Consider the following 19,984-nt stretch of genomic DNA (forward strand, 5'->3'; position numbering starts at 1 on the left):
GCGATGGGGCCAGTCGAGCCAGCGAAAGAATCCGGACAAAAAAAGCCCCCGGCCAAACCGCTGCGGATAGGGAACGCAGCGAGTTGGTCGAGGGCTTAAGTTACAGAAGTTTATTGCGCGATGGTTTTCACCGACACGCCACGCTCGATTGGGGTCGAGCGCCCGTAGATATCTTCAAACCGCTCGATATCGTCCTCACCCAAGTAACTACCAGACTGCACTTCGATGATCTCGAGTGGAATCTTCCCCGGGTTACGCAGGCGGTGCACCGAAGCAATCGGAATGTAGGTCGACTGGTTCTCGGTGAGCAGGAACACGTTTTCGTCGCAGGTCACTTCGGCGGTGCCGCTGACGACGATCCAGTGTTCGGCACGGTGGTGGTGCATCTGCAGCGACAGGCACGCGCCCGGCTTGACCGAGATGTGCTTGACCTGGAAGCGGCCGCCCATGTCCACCGAGTCGTAGGAGCCCCATGGACGATAGACTTCGCAGTGGTTCTGGGTTTCAGTGCGGCCCTGTTCGTTGAGGGTGTTGACCATTTGTTTCACGCCTTGGACCTTGTCCTTGTGCGCGATCATCATGGCGTCCTTGGTTTCGACCACGACGATGTTTTCCAGGCCGATCACCGACACCAGTTTGCCGTTGCCGTGGATCATGCAGTTTTTGCTGTCCTGGATGACCACGTCGCCTTTGGTGACGTTGCCGTTGGCGTCTTTTTCGTTCACTTCCCACAACGACGACCAGCAGCCGACATCGCTCCAGCCGGCCGTCAGCGGTACGACGCAGGCGCGTTGGGTTTTTTCCATCACCGAGTAGTCGATGGAGTTGTCCGGGCAGCAGGCGAAAGTGGCTTCGTCGATGCTGACGGTGTCAGCGTCCTGGGCACTGCGCTCCAGGGTCAGCAGGCAGGTGTCGTAGATGTCCGGGTCGTGCTTTTTCAGTTCTTCGAGGAAGCGGCTGGCGCGGAACAGGAACATGCCGCTGTTCCAGAAGTAGCCGCCGGATTGCACGTATTCGGTGGCACGTTTGACGTCGGGTTTTTCGACGAAGTGCGATACACGGCTGACGCCTTCAGGCAGCAGCGAATCGTTGGTCGACTTGATGTAGCCGTAACCGGTTTCCGGCTTGGTGGCCGGTACGCCGAACAGCACCATTTCGCCGTTTTCCGCCGCCACGGTGGCCAGGGCCAGGGCGCGTTGCAGGGCTTTCTGGTCTTCCAGTACGTGATCGGCCGGGAGCACCAGCATCAGTTCGTCACGACCTTCGTTAACCAGCATCATCGCGGTCAGGGCCACGGCCGGCGCAGTGTTGCGACCGAACGGTTCCATCAGGATGCGCTGGGTTTCCAGTTTGCGGGCCGCCAATTGCTCATTGACGATGAAGCGGTGGTCCTTGTTGCAGACCACGATCGGCGTGTCCATGCCTTCGAACACCAGGCGTTCCAGGGTTTGCTGGAACAGCGTGTGTTCGCCGGTCAGCGCCAGGAACTGTTTAGGGAACTGCTTACGGGAAAGCGGCCAAAGACGTGAGCCACTACCACCTGACAAGATCACCGGAATCATGTTGTTACTCCTTGAAAATCGTTTGGTTAGAGCTACTTCGTTCTGTCGTTTCACTCTTGTTCTTGTTCCGTGTCCCCGTTGATTCCTCGATCCCTGTGGGAGCTGGCTTGCCAGCGATGGCATCAACTTGGTGCATCTGTTTCACCGAGTCGTCTGCATCGCGGGCAAGCCCGCTCCCACAGGGAAATGGGTCAACCGGACGAATTAATTAGCGCGTCGATACCGGGCGTTTTACCCAGACTGGCGACAGGCTGCTGCCGTTGCCGGTGACGTACAGCACTGCCGCTTCACCGCGTTCCAGGGCGACGGGTTTCACGTCGCCGACTTTCGTTGCGCCATCGTATAGCGCCAGGCTGACTTTCACCGGGTTGATTTCACGTTCGCCACGGCCCTTGGGTGCCACGTTCGGCACCACGTCGGTCTTGCCGTCGGCGGTTTTCAGGGTCAGTGCCTTGTCGCTGAGGTTCTGCACGCGCACCAGGGATTTCTGCTTGTTCTTGAACGGCGGCTCTTCGATCAGTTGCGGCGCGCCGCTGGCGTTGTTGACCAGGGTGTAATAGTGATCGCCGGCCAGTTTCACCGGCAGGGTCTGGCTGCCGACCTTGGCGCTGTAGTCACCGCCCGGCATGAAGCTGAAGTCACTGCTGGACAGCGGTGCGACGTCGCTCAGGCTGGTGCTGCCGACGGTGGCGCTGACTTCGGCGTTGCTGGCGTTGTAGATACGCACGAAGGATGAACCTTTCGGTGCAGTCGGGCCGTACAGCGCAGCATCGCCACCGGCGAAGGCCTGCATCGAGAGCACACTCATACCAGCAACCAGTGCAAAGGTCTTGGCGAGACGACGAGGAGTAGTGAAAGTCATGGTAGTACCTCTCTCTTTCAGTTTTGCGCCCGGTCGGGCGTCTCGGATTTAGTGTTTGCGGCTACGTTTTGTTGGCGGGCGCCGGCTTGTTTAAGCTCTGCGACCCACTGCGGGTCGGCGTCGCCGATTTCGTTGTTCACAGGCAGATATCGTTCAGGAAACTCCCAGATCAGCACTTGTGGCGGGCTGTTCTTGAAAGCATCGCTTTTGAGGTAGCTGAGCATTGGCAGAATCGGGCCGTGGCCGTCTTCGGCGTAATTGACCACGTCGCTGTTCAGCGCTTGCTTGAGCGCACCGACGAAGTTCCAGTTGGGGTTGGCGCTGTAGCTGGTGCCGATCAGGGCCACCGGCACTTCGGTGTTGGCAAACAGCGCGTCGTCACCGGCCGCTTGATCTTCAGCCGCGACCGTATTGCGCTTCTGCAGAGGCTCCTGCTTGGGCATCAGGTTTTCGAACAGCGGGTCCAGTGGCAGGAACAGCCGCAGGTCGCCCTTGTGCGTAACGGTTTCCGCAGGTTCGGTGACGAAGCGCTGTGGCTCGCCGCTCAGCGGGTACTTGTCGGCAATGGTCTTGGCCAAACGGTTGGCCGCGATCTCGGCACCTTGTGGTGTCCAGTGGGTGTCGGTGCGCAGGAACACCTGCTGACCGTTCTGCTTGGCCTGTTGCAGCGGGCCAAGCAGGTCAGGAGCAAGGATGCGGTCGGCAGCCAGACGCTTGTGGAAGTCCTGGTAAAGGTTGGCGTGGATGCTGGCCGGTTTTTCCTCGCCCAGATGCTCCGGATACAGACGCACCTTGGCCGGTACCACCGCCATTACCAGTTTCACGCCTTTCTCTTTGAGGGTCTGGCGTACGCCTTCGACCAGCGCGTAGTTGCCTTGCAGGTTCAGCTCTTCGTTGACGGTCGGGTGGAATTCTTCATCGCTGTACAACCACTGGTCGCGCCCGAGCACCACGCCCGGACGACCTTCGTTGAACAGTTTGAAATCCAGCGCCGCCCAGAGGTTGGTGCCAAGACGCTTGATCGGAAACTCGTCGTCGTAGTGGGTTTCCACCGCCTTGGTCCAGCGGCCGTTGAGCACCGTCGCATCGGCATTGGTGCTGAAGCCCAGGAAGCTGCGAACCGACCACAGGCCGAGGGCGAGCAGCGTCACCAGGAACAGGGCGATGTAAAAGATGCGTAATGAGCGGGTCATGGTCAGATCCCTCAGAACTGGAAGTAAAGGAACGGCGAGAAGCTTTGCGCCGAGAGTTTGAGAATCGAGGCGATGAACAGCAGCAGCACCAGCGCACGCATCACGTAGCGCGACCAGTCAGCGGTCCAGTAGGCCGGTTGCACCTGGGCGTCGACGCCGACGGTGTAGCCAGGCTGGTGGATGCTCGTCGGGTTATCCCCAGGCGCGGCCTTGATCAGACCCGGTTCGCTGGCGGCCGGGCCGTCGCTGTCCACGTTCACCGCAGGCTTGGTCTTGACCGCAGGCTGGTTGCTGTAGAAGTCACGCAGGCCGAAGAACGCCAGGGTCACGTAGGCGACGATCAGCGTTGCCACTTGCAGACCGGTGAGGCTGGCCTGGTTGAGTTCCGACAGTGACCAGTCGCCGAAGCTGAACATCGCGCCATACATGCGACCGGCGACGTGCAGGTTTTCTGCACGGAAGATCACCCAGCCCATCACCACCAGCAGGAAGGTCAGCGCCCAGCGGATCGGGTTGAAGCTGCGCGGCGAAGTGTTCAGGCCCAGGGCCTTTTCAATCGCCAGCCACATGCCGTGCCACGCACCCCAGACGATGTAGGTGATGTTGGCGCCGTGCCACAGGCCACCGAGCAGCATGGTCAGGAACAGGTTGCGATAGGTGGTCAGCGTGCCTTTACGGTTGCCGCCCAGGGTGATGTACAGATAGTCACGCAACCAGGTCGACAGGCTGATGTGCCAGCGGCGCCAGAACTCGGTGATCGACTGACTGATGTACGGCTGCTTGAAGTTTTCCATGAAACGGAAACCCATCATCAAGCCCAGGCCGATGGCCATGTCGCTGTAGCCGGAGAAGTCGAAGTACAACTGCGCGGTGTAGGCCAGTGCCCCCAGCCAGGCATCGCCCGTGGTCGGGTTTTGCAGGGCGAAGCAATGGTCGGCCACCACCGCGAGGGTGTCGGCGATGAAGACTTTCTTGATGAAACCCTGCATGAACCGCGTGCAGCCCTCGGAGAATTTGTCGAGGGTGTGCGTGCGGTTGTTGAACTGGTCGGCGAGGTCGCGAAAACGCAACACGGGACCTGCGATCAAGTGCGGGAAGATCGCCACGAACGCCGCGAAGTCGATCAGGTTGCGGGTCGCCGGGGTGTCGCCACGGTAGACGTCGATGATGTAGCTGATGGACTCGAAGATGTAGAACGAGATACCGATCGGCAACAGCACGTGGGTCAGAATGAACGGCTCCAGGCCCACCGACGTCATCATCGCGTTGATGCTGTCGACGCCGAAGTTGGCGTACTTGAAGTAGCCGAGGATGCACAGGTCGACAGCCACTCCGAGCAGCAACCAGCGTTGTGCCGGTTTGGTCCGGACACCGGCGGCACCGACCTTCAGGCCGATCCAGTAGTTCCACAGCGTGACCGCTGCGAACAGCGCCAGAAAGTCCACACGCCACCAGGCATAGAACACGTAGCTGGCAATCAGCAGCAACAGATTGCGATAGCGTTGCCCGCTCAGGTAGTACAAGCCGAGAAAGATCGGCAAGAACAAAAACAGGAACACGTTGGACGAAAAAACCATCCCGATCTCTCCTTGTTTGAACCAACAGTCAAGGGCCAACGGCCCCCCCAAACCCCCCACCGAAAACCGGGGGAGGTACATGATCGTTCCCACGCTCTGCGTGGGAATGCCTCAATGGACGCTCTGCGTCCGCTTCGGCATGTGACGCGGAGCGTCACGGGCTGCATTCCCACGCAGAGCGTGGGAACGATCAGCGTTGACTCAACTGCCCTTTTTGCCCTTTTCATTGGCCGGGTCGTAGACCCGGGTCAAGTCTCCACCCAGGCGGAAAGTCTTGAACGGTTGCATGTCATGCTTCTTCTCCAGCACGTCCGGCGCGCAGGTGTAGAGCGAGCAGAACGGTTCGAGCCAGGCGAATTTCGAGTCGACCTTGAGGTCGGTCATGTCCTGTTCCTTACCGTTCTTCTGCTCGAATTCGTCCGGGTCCTTGACCCCGGCGAGTACCCGGTCACCCAGGCGTTTCAGTGCGCCGTTGTTTTCCTGACGCAAGTCCACTCCGTTGACCTGGGCGAAACTGGCGATCATCGCCAGCGGCGGCAGGGCATAGTTGTGGTAGGCCAACGCACGTTGCTGACGCTTGAGTTCGTTAGGCAAAAAGCCCTGGGCGTCGACCTGATTGGCGCCGACCTTGTATTCCTTCACGGCCCAGTCGAACAGGTCGCGGCGGTTGGTGGCGACGGCGGTTGCCATCACCGACCAGGCGGCCCAGTACGAATGGTTGTTGGTTTTTTCCAGCGGCAGGTTGTCCCAATCGCTGACCACCTGGTCGGCCATCTTGCTGAACCAGGCCTCGATCAGCTGCGACTCTTGCTGATGATTGGCCAGCGGACGGGAGTCGGAAAACTTCAGGCGAATGTACGAGGACGCCATGCTGCCCAGTGCCCATTTGCGCATCGACTTGCCGGTGTGGTTGAAGTCCTTGGACATCAACGCATCCGCCTTGGCCCATGCCGTAAGCCAGTTGAGCGTGCATTCCAGTTGTTCCGGGCGACCGTCACGCATGAATTGCATGACGCGCTTGCTGGTGCCGCGCTCGATCTTGGTGATATCGGCGGTGCTGTCGCGGAAGGCTTTTTCCGATTGCACGTTCAGGGTCGAACGGGCCTTGTCCGAACCTTCGTACTTGCTGCGAAATTGCAGCGAGCCGGTGTACGGCGTCGGCATTGCTTCGCAGCCTTCGCTCTTGTCGCCGGTTTTGACTTTCTCGATCGGCGCGAAGTAACCCTGTGGCGGACGCAAAGGCGCCGCCGCCTGGGTCGCACCGGCGAACATCGCCAGGCTCAAAAGCGTCAGTGTTGCCAGTTTCGGATTTCGCATAGCAGACCTCATTGCCCGGCTGAAGCGGTACGTTGCTCAGCGCCCGGGAACACGTTGCGTTTGCAGATTTTCGCTTCGACTTTCTGTGGCGCGGCGCCCGCTTTTTCCGGGCCCTGGACTTCAACGGCCAGCAGATTCTGCGAGGCCCAGTCTTCGTCCGTGCGCAACTCGAAGGCGAAACGTCCGTCAGTCTCGGAGGTTTCCGGTTTTTCGATCTTGATGTCCTCGTGGCGACCGTTCATGTACCAGAGGGTGGCTTGCAAGGTTTTCACCGACGTGTCGGCGAAGCGGATGTCGACCTGGTGACTGCTGTTACGCAGGTCGAGGTTTTTGCTGTTGACCATCAATTCGTTTTTGCCCGGCTTCAGGGTGGCGCTCCCGGACATCTGTGCATCCTTGCCTTCGCAACCGTTGTCCAGCAACGCCATCATCTGGCGGTAGATGGTTTCCTGGTCGAGGCGATAGAGCGGCGAGAATTCCCAGATGAGAATTTTCGGTGGGTTCTTCTGGAACTCCTCGCTGCCCAGGTACTGCAGCATCGAACCTTCCAGGCCACCGCCGGGGAACGCCACGTTGAGAATGTCGGCGCCGATGGCCTCTTCGAGGAAACCGGCGAAGTTGTAGTTCTTGCCACTGTGGCTGGTGCCGACCAGGGTGATCTCCGGATTGCCGGAGTCGCCGAACAGATCGCCATCGCCTGCTTCACCTTTTGGCTCGGTGGTGAATTGATCCATGTACTGGATCGCGTAGCTGGTGCCACAGAGTTGACCGGCCATGTTGTGCAATGTTCCGGTCTTGCCCATGCGACCCGACTTATGGGTCTCGAATTCACGCTTGGGAATGTCGGCGAAGGCCGGGATCTGCTTGACCTTTTCGGCAACGATTTTCGCTGTGCGCTGCGCGCCGTACGGTGTCCAGTGCTGGTCGCCGCGGAAGTAAAAGTCGTGGGCGGGCAGGGTCTCGGGCAGTTGTTCGTTGGTCAGCGGCGACAGGTCCGGCACTACGTAACCCATCTGCGCGAAACGGCCGAGCATGGTCTTGTAGTTGCGCAACGCCTTGTCGAAGTCGTAGCTGGCTTTCTCCGCCGGGTTGAGCTTGTTGCGGTTCACCAGGCCACGGGTCGGCTGGTAAACGATGACCAGTTCCACGCCTTTGCTCTTGAACGCATCGTGCAGTTGTTTCATGCGTTTGTAGCCGGCGGGGGTGGTGTCGAACTCGGTGCGCAAGTCTTCTTGCGTACGGAACAACCAGTCGCCCTGGGCCTGCACCAGCGTGGTGAAATTCTGCTGATAACGTGTGGTGTAATTCTTCGCATCGTGAGCGGCCGGGCAGAGGCTGCAGCACGGTTCAGCGGAAAATTTGGGTGCCTGGACTTCATCGGCACGGGCGCCGCCACTGGCCGCGAGAATGCCCGCGGTCAGGGCCGACAGGCTGAGTAATTTGATCAAGTGTGGGTGCATAAAATTATCCTCAGTCCTGCATTTCGGTCTGGCGTTCGACAGGGTCGATCAGCACGGCTTTCTGCTGGCGTACCAGCAAGTCGAGAATTTCATCCTGGCGCTCACCGAGAATCCCCGAGAAGCTGATGCCACTGGATTTGGTCGGGGCGAGCATGGACACGCGATACAACTCGACGCTCAGCGGCGAGTCGATGGACAGCGGGCCGCTGCCGTTGGCCGCCAGTTCACCGCCGACCACGATCAGCGACACCTGGGCGTCGAACGGGTCGAGCTTGATGTCTCGGTCGGTGTTGGTCAGGTCTTTGATGTGGCCATAGACGCCGGTCAAACCGTTGGCCATGGCGATGTTTTCGTAGAGACGAATGTTCACGCTGTTACGAATGCGGATGCCGTGGCGGCGGTTGCTGACGACTTTGTTGCCCCACAGCAGGTTGTCGGCACTCTCGTAGAGGGTGATGCCGTCGGTGTGGTTCTGATAGATCTCGTTGTAGGCGATCAGGTTGTTGACGCTGTTACGGTCGATCACCAGGCCCGACAACTTGTTGTCGTAGCTGCGGTTGTTGAAGATGAAGCTGTCGTTGACTTCACGGGAAATAATGATCCCGTGCTTCTTCTTCGTTCCGTACACCGTGTTGTCGGCAATGATCAGGCCGTGGGAACGGTCGTGGGGGTCGATGCCGTAGACGATGTTGTCTTTGTAGGTGTTGCCCTTGACTACGAAGTTGCTGGTTTCGTAGCAGTAGAAGCCGTACCACATGTCCGAGAATTCGGAACCGACGATCCAGCCGGTCGGCTCAGGACGCTTGAGCACCTTGGCCATGTTCGGCGTGTACTGGGAAATACTCACGCCGTAGGACTTACTGTTGGCATAACCGAAACTGGCGAGCTTGCTGTTGGCGATGTAGGTCTCGGTGCCGCCCCATGCCAGCAGGAACGGACGGAATTCCTTTGGCGACTTGAACGTCGCCGGGCCGTTGTCCTTCTCGCGCCAGCCAGTGATCCTGGTGTCACGCACGAACAATTTGCCGTCGTTGACCAGGAACGAACCGGCTTCCTGGGACAGACGCAATTCCTGGGTCTGTTTGTCGATTTCGAGGATGCCGTTACGGCCGACCACGATCGGCAATCTGGCCAGGAACACACCCGGCGAGGTTTCGCTGAAATACTGCTTGGGCAGCTTCTTCGCCAGGTCCTTGAGGTTCATGTAGCCGTCGTCGACAAAGATCGCCTGAGGGATGCCGTGCTGGCGCACCACCCATTCGGCCATCTTGTTGTCGCCGCCGATGAAGTCCTTCAGAGCGTCTTCCTGCATCATCCGGCGCACACTGATCTTGCCCGCTTTGCCGCGCACGATTTTCGCCGCGATGGCCTCGGCGGTGTAGCCGGAAACGTCCGGCAGCTTCGGCGTGGCCAGTTCCAGCGGCGCGGTCGGTGCACTGCTGACGGTATAGGTCTTGGCCTGTTGCAGCTCCTTGGCCACGGTCGCCTGCTTGCCGGCTAGAGGAGCCGCTGGCTCCACATTGGCGAAGGCAGTCGCGCTGGCCAGCAGCATGGCGCCGGCCAACAGGCTGATCGAGCCTTTTCGGGCTTGATGATTCATCTGGGAGACTCCCTTCGCAATGTGCATCAGAAGCGCCAGATCACGTCGATGAATGCGCGGTGCATGTACGAGTCGACTTCCTTGCCGTACGCATCACCCGGCTTGAACACGCCGCCACGCAAGCGCACCAGCGCCGAAGGCTCGTCGATCGCCTGGCTCATCGAGGCCGGCAGCAAGCCTTGCTTGAAGTACTTGGTGACGACCAGATCCATTTCCTGACCGAGGTCTTTCTCGCCATCGTTCAGCGGCAGGGAGGTGCTGGAAAGGATTGCGCCGGTCACGTCGTCGGTGTTGTTCTGCACCGCGTCGATGCCGTTGCTGCCGACCGGTTTGTTGCCGTCGACACGCCAGAATTTGTGGTAGATCAGGCTGGCGTCGTATTCGTCGTTGAGCATCCACGAACCGAACAGCGTGGCCGATTGCAGGTTGTTCATTTCGCCACGGAACGCTTCGCCGAAACGGTGCACGCGCGAGCGGGTACCGGTGTAGTTCGAGCGGTTACTTTCCAGGCCGTTCTGTTCGTAGTCTTCGCTGGCACGGGCATAGGCGGCACCCACTTGCCATTGCGGATCGAGGCGCAGACGCACGCCCAGGTCCGTGGCCCAGCCGTCGACATCGCCGCTGCGCTTGGCTTGCGCCGGAGCGCTGCCATCGGCGTTCAGCGGGTTGACCGTGTCGCGGTCACCGCTCATGCCGGTGATGCTGCCCCAGTAGTTGACGGTGTTGGTGTTGCGCCAGTTGTAGGCGTCGCTGTCGGCGGTGAGGCCCAGCCAGCTGATGTCGCCGTTCTGTTTCTTGTCCAGCGAATCGCTGGCTTCGCCGGGCGTCGGGTAATCGAGCTTGCCGTCGTCGTGGGTGTGATGACCACGAATGCCGACCCAGTTGCCCGGTGTCCACTGGTACGCCGCGTCGGCGTAAGCGTGCAGGCGATCCTTGTCTTCAGGGGCCAGTTCTTTCAAGTCGGTGCGGTACTCGCTGAAGCGTTCGGCGATACCCACGTTGGCGCGCAGCAGCGTGGTGTCGAAGGTCCAGTTCAGGGCCTCGATATTGGTGTCGCGCCACTGGCCGTCGTCATTGCGCAGGCGCTGGCGACCAAACTTCAGGATCTCGCCGGGGTAGGGCGTGAAGCCGCTGTAGCCGACCCAGAACTCGCGCATCGCCAGGTAGTTCTTCTTGGTTTCGCGGTCGTTGTTGTTGGTGTTCTCGGCACCGTCGGACTGTTGCAGGGTGTCGGTCTCGATGATGTCGGTAGACGTCACCGCCTGACCCATGGCGTAGGCGCTCCACGCGCCGCTTTCGCCATAGACCCACGGACGCAAGTCGAGGCCGAGGCCGTTGACATCGCCACCGCTCTGGGTGCCCAGGTCACGGTCGTCTTCGAACTGACCGGTGATCTTCACGTCCAGGCCAAAGTTCTTGGTGTCTTCAGTCATCGCCGCGAGTGTCGGGCAAGACCAGATCAGCGCGAACGTGAGACCGATACCGGCCTTCATGAATGGATTCAATTTCATAGGGATTCCTCGCCATCTTCTTCTTGCAGGGCATGCAGCGGCAGCGTGTTCTGGCTCAAGTTGCCGCGCACGGCCTGTTCCTGTTTCAACAGACGTTGGGCTTGGGCCAGTTGCGCAGGCGGCAGTTGCGCTTCGAGTGTTTGTGCAAGCTCGGTGGCCTGCGGAGTGTTCTGGGCCTTGGCCAATTGGCTGAAGACGTACGCATTGAGCGGGTCAGGCTTGGTGCCTTTGCCTTGGGAGAACAGCTGGGCGATGGCAAAGTCGGCGCTGTTCTGACCATTGCGCGCAGCGGTCAGCAGGTGATCGAGGGCCTTTTGCGGATAGACCTTGCCCAGGTAGCCACGGCGATAGATCTGGCCGAGGTAGTAATCGGCGGCGACTTCGCGGCCGACGGCTTTCTGGAAGTGTTCTTCGGCGACCTTGGCGTCGGCCGGGACCATCTTGCCTTCGTAGTAGAGTTTGCCCAGCAACAACTCGGCACGCGGTTGGTCGGCAGCGCGGCCGTTGTCCAGGTACTTCATCATCTGATCGACGTCGCCCAGTTCGGGGAAGTCGTAGAGCAGTTGCGCGAGGGTGACCCACGATGCCGGGTAACCCGGAGCGATCGGTTCGAGCAACGACTGTGCGGTTTTTTCGTCAGGCGTGCCGAGGTTCGCATCGGCCAGGACACGGGCGACGCTGTCGACACGTTGGGCCGTTACGGTGCCGCGGGCATGACCGGCCTGCATCTGTTTGATCAACTCGGCCTGTTGTTCAGGCTGGGCTTTTTTCTGGTAGACCGTGGCCAGTTCGACGTAGCAGATATCGGTGGTGTTGATCGCGGCTTTGCAGATCTTTTCCACGTCGTCCAGGTGCTGATCGTAAGTGCCTTGGGTGCGATACAACAGCACTTGCGCCAGACCGGCTTCCGGCTTGCCTTCGGCGCGCCATTGGCTGATCTGCTGCTGGGCATTCACGTTGGGGAAGCTGTGCGGGTACTGCAGGTACAGCATCGCCAACGGGATCAAGGTGTTGCCTTCGCCAGCAGCGGCGGCTTTCTTGAGTAGAGTCTCGGCTTCGTGCTGCTCGGCTTCGGTGGAGCCGGGCTTGGCCACCAGCAGGCGACCGAGACGCGCCTGGGCCCGCGGCGAAACGCTGGCAGCGGCGCGGTAGGTCGCCTCGGCCTGTTTCATTTGCGCCGGGTCGCGGCTGTCGACCTGAATGTCGGCCAGGCCGACCTGGGCTTCGCTGTAGCCCAGGCTTGCCAACTGTTGATAGTTCGCTGCCGCGGTGGCGGTGTCGCCGCGCTTGAGCGCTTCGTTGGCCAGGCGCTGGTCAGGCAGGCCGGCGCAACCGGCAAGGCTGACGGCCAATGCGACGGCACACAGAGAACCCTTGTAGGAGTGAGCCTGCTCGCGATGCAGACGGCTCGGTGCATCAGACAAACCGCGCGGATCCCATCGCGAGCAGGCTCGCTCCCACAGGGACAGCGGTGTTCTTGGGGTTGGTGGGGTAGTCACGGGCATGTCCTCCGGTTACAGACCAGCAGCCATGGCTTTGTCGATCAGCCAGTTCAGGTTCGGGCCGCGGTCGCTGTTGACTTCAACCGGGCGGCCGGCGAGGGTGCTGTCCAGGGCTTCGTCAGGCTGGATCAGCACGCGAATGTCGGACGACAGGTCGGCGCTTTTCAGGCTGGTGCTGCTGACGATCTTGCCGGTGCGGGTCTTGTCTTCACCGGCGATCTGGAAGCGCACCGCGGTGCCTGGCAGTACGTCAGCGAACTGGCGGTAGGTGAAGCGCGCTTCAACGTTGGCTTCGGTGTTGCGCGGCACCAGTTGGAAGATCACATCGCCCTTGCTGGCGTACTGACCGTTGGCGACCATTTGCTGGGCCACGGTGCAATCGCATGGCGAGGTCAGGGTGCCGGTCATTTGCTTGCCGAACAGTTCTTCAACTTTGGCCGGCGACAGTTGGTCGTCTTCCAGATGGCCCTTGAGCACGTCGAGCATGCTGGTGCTGAACGTCGCCAGCGGTGCGCCTTTGGCGGCCACGCCGTCGGACTTCACCAGGCTCTGCACGGTACCGTCGCGGGGCATGGTGATGTTCACGCCCGGCACGCTGACCAGGCCGGCCTGGGCGTGGCTGACGAAGTACATGCCGTACACCGACTTGAAGATGAAACCGAATGCCGCCAGGCCGACGACGAAAATGCCCAGGCTGAAGGTCACGGCTTTCATGCGGCCGAACGCGCTCATGCCGTGGCCGCCGTCCTTGCTCTTGCGCGCCTTGGTGAAGTTGTCGCGCTGCAGGGTCGCCAGCACTTCGCCGATGGTGACGATGTCGCCGGCCAGGTGCGAAGTGATCAGGTGGCGCAAGGTCGAGATGTCTTGCGGTTCCAGGTTCTGGAACTGGCAACCGGTACGACCGGTCTCGCGATCATTGGAGCGCACCTGCAGCTCCACATCCATGGCCAAGCCAAGGTTGTCGATGACGAATTGCAGACGAGCCTTGTATTTGTCGCCGACCTTCAGTGGCAGTTGCCCGGCATTGAAGGCCAGGCCACCGGCGGACAGGTCGATCACTCGCGCTTCGACCGGTGTCCGGTCGGGGCCGAAGAAACGCAGCTTGGCCGGAATTTTCACGCGGGCGTGTTGGCGCTGGGCTTCGGATTCATGGACTACGTTGGCATTGACGGCGGTATTCATAGAGGCGATTTCCTTGTTAATTCAATAAGGGGGCGGTCAGACCATCATCAGCAGCACGGCGACAAAAATGCTGCCGGCGGAGAAGGTCATGGTCCGAGACGACCAGGTGTTGAACCAACGTTGAAAGCTGGCGAGATCACGGGTCAGGGATGTGGGCTGGCGAGTCCAGGACTGTTGGTCGAGGCGGAAGAACACGTAGATCTTCACCAGCGCGCCGACGATCTGGTTGTAATAGAGAATCGCCGGGTAAGCCGGCCCGATCCGGTGGCCGGAACAGGACAGCAACAGGGTCAGGATCAGGCGAGTGATACCGATCCACAGCAGGTACACCAGGATGAAGGCGGTGCCGTACTTGAAGCTGGCGATGATCGCTACGGTCAGGCCGAGCAGCGAGGTCCACATCGACACGCGCTGATCGAACAGCACCACCGACGTGAACGCACCGAGGCGCTTGATGCCAAGGCCCAGGGCGCGGGAATTCTGGCGCAGGTTGTTGCCGTACCAGCGGAACATCAATTTGCGGCTGGCCTTGATGAAGCTCTTTTCCGGCGGATGCTCAACGGTGTTGATCGCGGCATCGGGCACGTAGAACGTGTCGTAGCCCAGGCGCATCAGGCTGAACCAGCTCGATTTGTCGTCGCCGGTCAGGAACTTGAAGCGACCCAGGCGCCAGTGTTGCAGCGAGTCGCTTTCCACGTCGGCGATGAATTCCGGGTTGGTGACCACGGTGGCGCGGAACACCGACATGCGCCCGGTCATGGTCAACACGCGCTTGGACAAAGCCATCGAGCACATGTTGATGTGACGCTGGGCGAAACGCAGCTTGTGCCATTCGCTCATGATGTAGCCGCCGCGTACTTCGCAGAACTCGTTGGTGGTCAGGCCGCCGACGTTGCCGAACAGTTGGAACCACGGCACGGTCTTGCGCACGACGCCTTCGCCGAGCACGGTATCGCCGTCGATCACCGCCACGACCGCGCGGTCATCCGGCAGGTGACGGGAGATGGCGCGGAAACCGTAAGCCAGGCCATCGCGCTTGCCGGTGCCGGGAATGCGCACGAAGTCGAGCTTCACATGCGGTGGCGGATTCATCCGTTTCCACAGGCTTTTCACCAGCAGCTCATCGGACATTTCCACGATGGAGCAGACCATGGTGGTCGGCAGGCCGCAGTCGATCGCTTCGCGAATCACCGAGCTGTAGACCTGCGCGGTGGTCAGGGCGTCAATACGGAAACTGGTGACCATCAAGAAGACATGGGACGGGTCCGCCGCCTTGCCCAGCTTGCGCACTTTGCGCCGCAGGTGCGGGTAGACCACGTACAGAAACAGCATGCCGCGCAGGAAGTGCGTGGCACCCATCGAGTAGCGCCAGATACCGACGATACCGATCAGGAAAATGAAGTCCTTCGACTCGGAGTCGAATGTGGACACAGGCAACGCCATGGCGATGCCCATCAGTAAACTTAGATAAAACAGCCAACCGGCGGCCTGGAGTAGGCCGTGCTTTAGCCTGTGCATAATCGGAATCCTAAAGTCATTTGCGAGCCCCTCGCCCCCTGTAGGAGCGCGGCTTGCCGGCGATGACACACTTGAGATCGCCATCGCGGGCAAGCCTTGCTCCTACAGGTTTTTCATGCGCGAAAGTGCGCTATCCGAGACGGGATTCCGTGTTACCAGCAGATGCCTTCGGTGCGGCCGCTGGCGCTGGTGGCCTTGGACATGAAGCCGACCAGGTCGATCACCTGCTTGCCGTGCGGAACGTCCTTGACCAGGGCGCGGAATTTCTCGTCACGGTTACCCAGGATGATCACGTCGGAGTTGTTGATCACCGCGTCGAAGTCGGAATCGAGCAGGGACGAGACGTGCGGGATCTTCGACTCGATGTAGTCCTTGTTCGCACCGTGGACGCGGGCGTATTCAACGTTGCTGTCGTAGATCTTCAGGTCGAAGCCCTTGCCGATCAGCATTTCCGCCAGGTCAACCAGCGGGCTCTCGCGCAGGTCGTCGGTACCGGCCTTGAAACTCAGGCCCAGCAGGGCGACTTTGCGTTTGTCGTGGCTGGAAACGATGTCGAAGGCGTTCTGAACCTGGGATTCGTTACTGCGCATCAGCGAGTTCAGCAGCGGCGCTTCCACGTCCAGCGAACCGGCGCGGTAGGTCAGGGCACGCACGTCTTTGGGCAGGCAGGAACCGCCGAAAGCGAAGCCTGGACGCATGTAGTACTGCGACAGGTTCAGGGTCTTGTCCTGACAGACCACGTCCATCACTTCGCGGCCGTCGACGCCGACAGCCTTGGCGATGTTGCCGATCTCGTTGGCGAAGGTCACCTTGGTGGCGTGCCATACGTTGCAGGTGTACTTGATCATCTCGGCAACGGCGATGTCCTTGCGGATGATCGGCGCGTCGAGTTCTTCGTACAGCGATTGCAGAACGTCACCCGATGCTTTGTCGAACTCACCGATCACAGTCATCGGCGGCTGGTCGTAGTCGGCAATCGCGGTGCTTTCACGCAGGAACTCAGGGTTCACGGCCACGCCGAAATCAACGCCGGCCTTCTTGCCGGAGCAGTCTTCGAGAATCGGGATGACCACGTTGGCCACGGTGCCCGGCAACACGGTGCTGCGCACCACGATGGTGTGGCGGGTGGACTTGTCACGCAGGACAAAACCGATCTCGCGGCACACGGCTTCGATGTAGTTCAGCTCCAGGTCGCCGTTCTTCTTGCTCGGCGTGCCGACGCAGATCATCGACAGGTCGGTGTCGCGAATCGCCTCGGCGAAATTGGTGGTGCCACGCAGGCGACCGGTCTGGATACCTTGCGCCAGAAGTTCACCCAGGCCTGGTTCAACGATTGGCGATTTGCCCGCGTTGATCATATCGATCTTGTCTTTGGCAACATCGACGCCAACGACGTCATGACCCCGTGCAGACAGGCAACCGGCACACACTGCGCCAACGTAACCCAAACCAAATATGCTGATGCGCATCGAAATTACCTCGTTATCAAGCTTGTGTTTTACCAAGCCATTAGATGGCCGGAGTTAATGTTTTCAGCGGTCAAAGTGCACTCGGAAGTGCGGCTTACAGGCGCAGCTGTGCCGTGTGCTGGCATAAAAGTTCCGAGTGTCTAAATAAGTGCACTCAAGGTGTGCGCAACTAGGCCTTGTTGTTATGACTTGCCCTGTTATGCAGCCAACCCCCCTGTTCAGAGGGTGTTCGTGCACGGGTGCTGCGCGCTCAATCTCAGGCGGATAGCCCGTGGATCAAGCGGTTGGGTGCTCGGGTGAGCACGTTTATAGGGGCGCGGCCTTGGCCTTGTAGGGGATAGTGTTAATGCGTTATCTCCTGTCCGCTTGATGTTGCCCAAATCAGGGATTAGTTGGCGAAAGTTTGTATTGCAACTTCGCTACATGAATCACTTCTCTGCGTAAGTTATCTCGTACAGTCTCGGCGAGAATCGTTACCGGTGGTATGAGCGGTGCATTTGGACATAGTTCCAGCCCGCCCATCGCGAAATCTGAAATTTTTTGAAATATTGAGAAAGATGGCACTGCTCTCATTTTGATAGCACTTGCCGTTTCGCCCTTTATATATAGGCGGATCGTCGGAGGGGATATTTTTGTGCCACTACTGTTAAAAAAAGTCAGTGCCACTACGTAAAAAAATGATTGAAGTCGAGTGAAACTAAAGTTAGAAAAATGATCGATGGTTTTTTGGCGCCAATTGACTGGCGAACTGGCGGGGAGATTGTCGGACGATCAGTGACGGCGCAGGAGGGGGTTGACCCTTCCTGCGCGGTGCTTGCGCATCACTCTGGTGCGTGGTCGCGCAGGAACACCAGACTGTCCGGTTTTGACTGCTCGGCGCTGTAACGATAGCCCTGCACATCAAAGTTTTTGAGCGCTGCCGGGTCGTCGATGCGTTCTTCGATGACGAAGCGACTCATCATGCCTCGGGCCTTTTTCGCATAGAAGCTGATGATCTTGTACTGACCGTTCTTGAGGTCCTTGAACTCGGTATTGATAATGCGCGCGTTCAAGGCGCTGCGTTTGACCGCCGAGAAATACTCGTTGGACGCGAGGTTGAGCAATATGTCGTCACCTTGATCGGCCAGGGCTTCGTTCAACCATTCGCTGATCCGCGTGCCCCAGAAGGCGTACAGGTCCTTGCCACGGGCATTGGCCAGTTTGGTGCCCATTTCCAGGCGATACGGTTGCATCAAATCCAGTGGGCGCAGCAGGCCGTACAAGCCCGATAGCATGCGCAGGTGTTGCTGGGCGTAATCGAAATCGGCTTCGCTGAAGGTTTGCGCATTCAGCCCGGTGTACACATCGCCCTTGAACGCCAGTAGCGCCTGCTTGGCGTTATCCGGAGTGAAGGCGGGTGTCCAGCTGCCGAAGCGCGCAGCGTTGAGGCCGCCGATTTTGTCGGAGACGTGCATCAACTCGCTGATCTGCGCCGGCGTCAGGTCGCGCAGTTGCATGATCAGTTCCTGGGAGTGGTCCAGATACTGCGGCTGGGTAAAGCGCTGCGTCGCCGGCGGTGTTTCGTAGTCGAGGGTCTTGGCGGGGGAAATCACCATCAGCATGAAGTCGTCTCCTTTAATCGTGGCGGCGATTCTAGGGGGTTGGCCTCAATGACTCCAGCTATCAAGGTGATAGGTGATCGATGGTTTGCCAGGATGGGCTTCTGTGGCGAGGGAGCTTGCTCGCGCTCGAGCGCGAAGCGGTCGCAAGAGGGGGCACGTATTTAGCCTGGCGGAATGAGGTCGCCGGGTTGGGTCTGCTTCGCAGCCCAGCGGGAGCAAGCTCCCTCGCCACAATGAGTCGGCTTGGCTGCGGGAGCAAGCTACCTCGCACAAGGCGTTCGGCTTGGCTGCGGGAGTTGCGGTCGGATCAGCTATAGTGCCGCGCGGGTTTTGTTATGGAGACATCCCATTGCGCATTGTTTTTCTACTCTCGGCCTGGCTTTTGAGCTTCGGCGCCCTGGCGGCGCCGGGCGACGTGGCGACGCTCGATCGCAGCACCTGGCCGGAACAACTCGGCAACCCGACATTGTTCGATGTCGCCTCGCGTGCGGAAATCCTCATGTTCGCCAGTGTGCTGCTGGCCAGCGAGTCCCTCGACGAACCCGCGTTGGCCCAGCGTTTGGGCTTGCGCACGATCAATCTGGACTCGGTCAACCGGGTTCGCCAACGCCTGTGGCAGCGCTTGCTTGCCAATTACAATTTCGCTCAACAGAGCTGCGATCAGGATGCGTCCTTCTGTTTCCTGGTCGAGGACATGCCCACCCTGCGTGAACAAGCCGCCAAGTTCCAGATCAGCGAAGACAGCTACTACACCCGTTGGGCGGAACCGAGTCGTGCGTTCCATGGCCAGTACCTCGACGAGCAACTGCGCAAGGCTGCGCTCTTCCCGCAGACCAGCAGCGAAGTCGATCGTTTTGGTGACTTTGAGCGCAACGGCGAGGCAATGCATGACCGGTTGTTTTTGCTGACGTTCGACAGCGCGGCCAATGCAGCACCGGATAACACGGCCTGGGTCAGCGAGTACCTGCGCAAGGCCAACATGAGCGGCACGTTTTTCGTGCTCGGCAGGGACATCCAGGCCCGGCTGACGGAGCGTTCGGTCGCCAGCCTGCAATCGACGTACTCGGCCCAATGCGTCGGTGTGCAAGGCTGGGAGTTTCGTTCCCACAGCCACTGGCAGGACTGGCAGGACTCGGTGCGGCGCAGTGTCGAGCTGATCAAAGGCAAGCTGCCGGAAAATTTTGTGCCGCTGTTTCGCCCGCCCGATGGTCAGCGCCGCGCCGATGCCGAAGGTTTCTTCAAGGCTCAGGGCTTGCAGGTGGCGCTATGGGATATCGATGCCCAGGACGGCGCAGGCAAACTCAAGGCCAATCAGAGCGCACAACGGGTGCTGACCTTGATGCTGCTGTGGCGTCATGGCGTGATCAATTTCAATGTGAAGCAGGATGGCGTGAAAACGGCGCTGCCTTGGCTGATGACGCAAACGTCGCAAAGCGGGATCGGTTGGGAAGACTGTCAGAGCGGGTTTCGCTGAAAAGGTCAAAACCCCGTAAACATTGGGCAAAAGGCGATTTCAGGAGGGGATTCGTTGCAGGTTGATCTCCGACTTTAAACGGGTGATGGCAGTCCGCCAAGCGCTTTTCGTCACTCTGAAAAATAAACTTCAAAAAAACGTCAAAGTGCTTTTTTC

14 protein-coding genes are annotated in these 19,984 nt (G+C 59.7%); 1 reads left to right on the plus strand and 13 read right to left on the minus strand.

Annotated features, from left to right (window positions below; all coding sequences use genetic code 11):
• Positions 1-110 precede the first annotated feature (110 nt).
• The 13 genes from D8U73_RS02295 to yaaA all read right to left on the minus strand — a co-directional run bounded on the left by D8U73_RS02295 (position 111) and on the right by yaaA (position 18,354).
• A complete protein-coding gene (locus D8U73_RS02295; protein WP_056854508.1) occupies positions 111-1,562 on the minus strand; it encodes a mannose-1-phosphate guanylyltransferase/mannose-6-phosphate isomerase in 1,452 nt (483 codons plus the stop codon).
• Positions 1,563-1,770: 208 nt separating this feature from the next.
• Entirely contained in the window at positions 1,771-2,424 is a 654-nt protein-coding gene (locus tag D8U73_RS02300; protein WP_056854507.1) for an alginate O-acetyltransferase AlgF, read from the minus strand.
• A gap of 17 nt (positions 2,425-2,441) precedes the next feature.
• On the minus strand, positions 2,442-3,617 hold the full coding sequence (locus tag D8U73_RS02305; protein WP_130903615.1) for an alginate O-acetyltransferase: 1,176 nt from the start codon (positions 3,615-3,617) through the stop codon (positions 2,442-2,444).
• An 11-nt stretch (positions 3,618-3,628) separates the two neighbouring features.
• On the minus strand, positions 3,629-5,194 hold the full coding sequence (locus D8U73_RS02310) for an MBOAT family protein (protein ID WP_130903616.1): 1,566 nt from the start codon (positions 5,192-5,194) through the stop codon (positions 3,629-3,631).
• 201 nt (positions 5,195-5,395) lie between these two features.
• The gene (locus D8U73_RS02315) at positions 5,396-6,511 is read right to left on the minus strand and encodes a mannuronate-specific alginate lyase (protein ID WP_056854504.1); all 1,116 of its coding nucleotides are present in this window, start codon (positions 6,509-6,511) and stop codon (positions 5,396-5,398) included.
• A gap of 8 nt (positions 6,512-6,519) precedes the next feature.
• The gene (locus D8U73_RS02320) at positions 6,520-7,971 is read right to left on the minus strand and encodes an alginate O-acetyltransferase (RefSeq protein WP_056854503.1); all 1,452 of its coding nucleotides are present in this window, start codon (positions 7,969-7,971) and stop codon (positions 6,520-6,522) included.
• Between the two features lie 10 nt (positions 7,972-7,981).
• A complete protein-coding gene (gene algG / locus D8U73_RS02325) occupies positions 7,982-9,571 on the minus strand; it encodes a mannuronan 5-epimerase AlgG (protein ID WP_056854502.1) in 1,590 nt (529 codons plus the stop codon).
• Between the two features lie 26 nt (positions 9,572-9,597).
• A complete protein-coding gene (locus tag D8U73_RS02330) occupies positions 9,598-11,082 on the minus strand; it encodes an alginate export family protein (RefSeq protein ID WP_056854501.1) in 1,485 nt (494 codons plus the stop codon).
• Positions 11,079-12,581, minus strand: coding sequence for an alginate biosynthesis TPR repeat lipoprotein AlgK (gene algK / locus D8U73_RS02335; RefSeq protein ID WP_277751634.1), 1,503 nt, complete (start codon positions 12,579-12,581; stop codon positions 11,079-11,081). Before algK ends, D8U73_RS02330 begins: the two co-directional genes overlap by 4 nt.
• Before the next feature lie 15 nt (positions 12,582-12,596).
• A complete protein-coding gene (locus D8U73_RS02340) occupies positions 12,597-13,766 on the minus strand; it encodes an alginate biosynthesis protein Alg44 (RefSeq protein WP_130903617.1) in 1,170 nt (389 codons plus the stop codon).
• A gap of 36 nt (positions 13,767-13,802) precedes the next feature.
• Positions 13,803-15,287: a mannuronan synthase gene (gene alg8 / locus D8U73_RS02345; RefSeq protein WP_172668677.1), complete on the minus strand. Its 1,485-nt coding sequence runs from the start codon at positions 15,285-15,287 to the stop codon at positions 13,803-13,805.
• A 149-nt stretch (positions 15,288-15,436) separates the two neighbouring features.
• A complete protein-coding gene (locus D8U73_RS02350; RefSeq protein ID WP_130903618.1) occupies positions 15,437-16,753 on the minus strand; it encodes a nucleotide sugar dehydrogenase in 1,317 nt (438 codons plus the stop codon).
• 821 nt (positions 16,754-17,574) lie between these two features.
• Entirely contained in the window at positions 17,575-18,354 is a 780-nt protein-coding gene (yaaA, locus tag D8U73_RS02355; RefSeq protein ID WP_130903619.1) for a peroxide stress protein YaaA, read from the minus strand.
• 349 nt (positions 18,355-18,703) lie between these two features.
• On the opposite strand from yaaA, the gene D8U73_RS02360 reads away from it, so the two are divergent.
• Positions 18,704-19,828: a polysaccharide deacetylase family protein gene (locus tag D8U73_RS02360; protein WP_056854496.1), complete on the plus strand. Its 1,125-nt coding sequence runs from the start codon at positions 18,704-18,706 to the stop codon at positions 19,826-19,828.
• The last annotated feature ends 156 nt before the right edge of the window (positions 19,829-19,984 follow it).

This window comes from Pseudomonas sp. Sample_22, from assembly GCF_004307635.1.
GTDB lineage: Bacteria > Pseudomonadota > Gammaproteobacteria > Pseudomonadales > Pseudomonadaceae > Aquipseudomonas.